This window comes from Bradyrhizobium sp. WYCCWR 12699, assembly GCF_032144035.1.
GTDB lineage: Bacteria > Pseudomonadota > Alphaproteobacteria > Rhizobiales > Xanthobacteraceae > Bradyrhizobium.
Genome location: NZ_JAVTJN010000019.1, coordinates 1 through 2652 on the forward strand (window position 1 = coordinate 1; position 2652 = coordinate 2652).

Annotated in this window: 1 protein-coding gene and 1 pseudogene; one reads left to right on the forward strand and one right to left on the reverse strand. The window is 60.7% G+C overall.

Annotated features, from left to right (window positions below; genetic code table 11):
• A pseudogene (locus tag RPS27_RS09065) lies at positions 1-89 on the forward strand (DUF736 domain-containing protein); the annotation flags it as partial.
• Positions 90-210: 121 nt separating this feature from the next.
• Here RPS27_RS09065 and RPS27_RS09070 read toward each other — a convergent pair.
• The gene (locus RPS27_RS09070) at positions 211-1779 is read right to left on the reverse strand and encodes an MFS transporter (protein ID WP_232995657.1); all 1569 of its coding nucleotides are present in this window, start codon (positions 1777-1779) and stop codon (positions 211-213) included.
• Between the last annotated feature and the right edge of the window lie 873 nt (positions 1780-2652).

The following is a 2652-nucleotide window of genomic DNA, read 5'->3' on the forward strand; positions in this document are numbered from 1 at the left end:
ACGCGCCGATCTACGCGAGCCTGTTCGACGACGAAGGTGGCGAGGGCTACAACCTGCTCTGGTCCCGGCCGCGCAAGAACGGCGAGTGAGATCCTCCGCCAAGCCCCGCCCGGTTCGCCGGGCGGGGTAATATCTCCATCGGAGAAGCATCTCGCTAATACGCGACACTGCGGTCGCATCCGCCGGTTGTCCGCAACTGCGGGCGTCAAGCTATCCCCGAGCAAAACCCTCGATCGTGCGGCGGACACGCACTTTGCCGGGACCAACGTGGTAGTCTTTTATCACAGCGCCTTCCAGAGCTTGCTCGGCCATGGTGGAGCGGTTGCGCTGGCGCAGGTAGTCGTGCCAGGTGTGGAAGTGATAGCGCTCGATCCACGCTTCTGGGTCTGCCATGTTTTGTGCGATCGACCAACCGTAGGCGCCATTGCGCTGCCTGACGAGCCGAAGCTCTTGCATGGCCTCCCGAAAGTCCGGAGCGTTTTTCTGCTCCACCCGATATTCGATCTCGATCACCACAGGTCCGTCGCGCCCCCTGACCGGCAACCGCACCTGCGGATCTTCGAGGAGGCTTCCCTCTTCGGCACCCTCACCAACAGAAGGCATCCGCAATCGTAGGCCGACCAGAGGAGATGCCAGCATCAGCGAGGCTGCGACAAGCAGCGCTGTTTCAACGCCGGCGATGTCGGTGAGATGTCCCCACCCCCAGCTGCCTATGGCAAGACCGCCGGATGCGGCGGCCTGGTACGCCGCCAGAGACCTCGCGGCAACCCAGCGGGGTGCAGAAAGCTGTACGCCGATGTTCAAGAGCGTCCAAGACAACGTCCACCCTGTACCAGCCAGAACCAATCCGAACGCAGCCATCAACGGATTGTGGCTTAGTGCCAGAGTTGCAATACCCGCTGCCATGGACAGCGTGCAGCATCTCATGGCGGCTTCGCTACTTAAGCGCTCGCGCACCAGCGAGATATTGATCGCTCCCAAAATGGCTCCCAGGCCAAAGGCGCCCAGCATCACGCCGTAAGTTGGCGCGCCACCGAGAAGGCGATCACGTACGACCACTGGCAACAGCGCCAGGATAGCTCCGCTGACCAACCCGAATATGATCGTTCGGACCAACACGATCATAATAGGTGGCGAGTTCGTGATGTACCGGACGCCCAACAGGATGGCATGGCCGAGCCGTTCCGGTGGGAGACGCGACCGCTCACTTGCGCGCTTCCATAGATAGAGCGCGGCGATAAGTGGCACGAACGAGATCGTGTTGAATGTGAACGCGGCTACGGTCCCGGCGGAGGCCACAATGATACCCCCGACTGCCGGACCTACGCTCCGCGCGATGTTGTAGCTGATGCCATTCAACGCAACTGCGGCGGGCAGGGCTTGTGGAGGCACTTGCTCGCCCACTGCCGCCTGCCACGCGGGTCCCAACATCGCGGTGCCACAGCCTGCTGCAAAGCAGAGACCAAGCAAGAGGTCCGGCGTAAGCAATCCCAGCAAAGCGAGTACCGCCAGCGTAGCGCTGGCGGTCAGTGCAATACCGAGTGAAATCAATGCCACGATGCGCCGGTCATGCAGGTCAGCAATTGCGCCGGCCGGAATCGCAATGAGCATCACCGGCAATCCGAGAGCGGTTTGGACCAGCGCGACCTTGTCCGCTGACGATGACATTTCGGTCATAGCCCAGGCCACCCCGACTCCCTGTACCAAACTACCGAGATTTGACACCAGGCTGGCGGTCCAGATGCGGCGGAACGTGCGGTGCCGCAGAGGGGCGGTAATGCGATCGGCCTTGGCAGAGTGGAGGCGAGCTTCAAGGTCAGGCGAGGTTGGCTCAGCTTCCTCGGTCGTCGACCGCTCTTTCGGCTTGCCCGGAGCCAGGACAGGGCCGTTCAATGAGCGAAGCGAATTATCTGGACACACGAAGGTCTGCCTTTCGGCGGACCTTTTCGCGGTCCTACCGATCCCTTAGAATCACACATTATACCCATGCCCGCCGAAGAATTGCAGTGACGAAGTCCTACTTCGCGCCGGATTGCCGCACCGAGAACAAATGCCCGTGAGGCGGGATAAAACATATCTGACATGTGCAGTGGCTCGACGATGAGCTGAGGGCCGCGATATCTGGTTCTCGGCGTCCGGGGGCCGTACTGATCAGTTCTCGCAGATGTCCTGCGGTACGTGCACGCAGCACTGGCCTGGGTCATCACCTGAATGGCCTTAATCTGCAACGGTGAGGCAGCGTTCACATGGATGACGCTGCTAGGATAGACGTACTCGACTGGACGGCCGAGGCGGTGAACTACCGACTCACCCAGTTATTGCGGCCGCGATGCGCAAAGCCGGACCGTTAGGACGTTCCTCATCGTCATACAGATTTCTAAGATTGGTAGCCGACGAGGCATGATGTCGTGTGAGCAGCTTAACGGCTTGCCTATGAAGTGCTACGAACAAGCAGCACCGATTATCACGTCTCGCCCCACATAGCTCCGGCGCCGGGACGAAGCGCACCGCTTGACCGGCTTTGCGGGGACGATGCCGCCCATTCCCGCAGATTGTTTCTCTTCCTTCCCGAACCGTTCCGACCTCTTGTGCAGAGGAACCGAAATTCGCCAAGCTTCTCCCCGGGTTTGAGGTTCAGCACGCGGACGCACG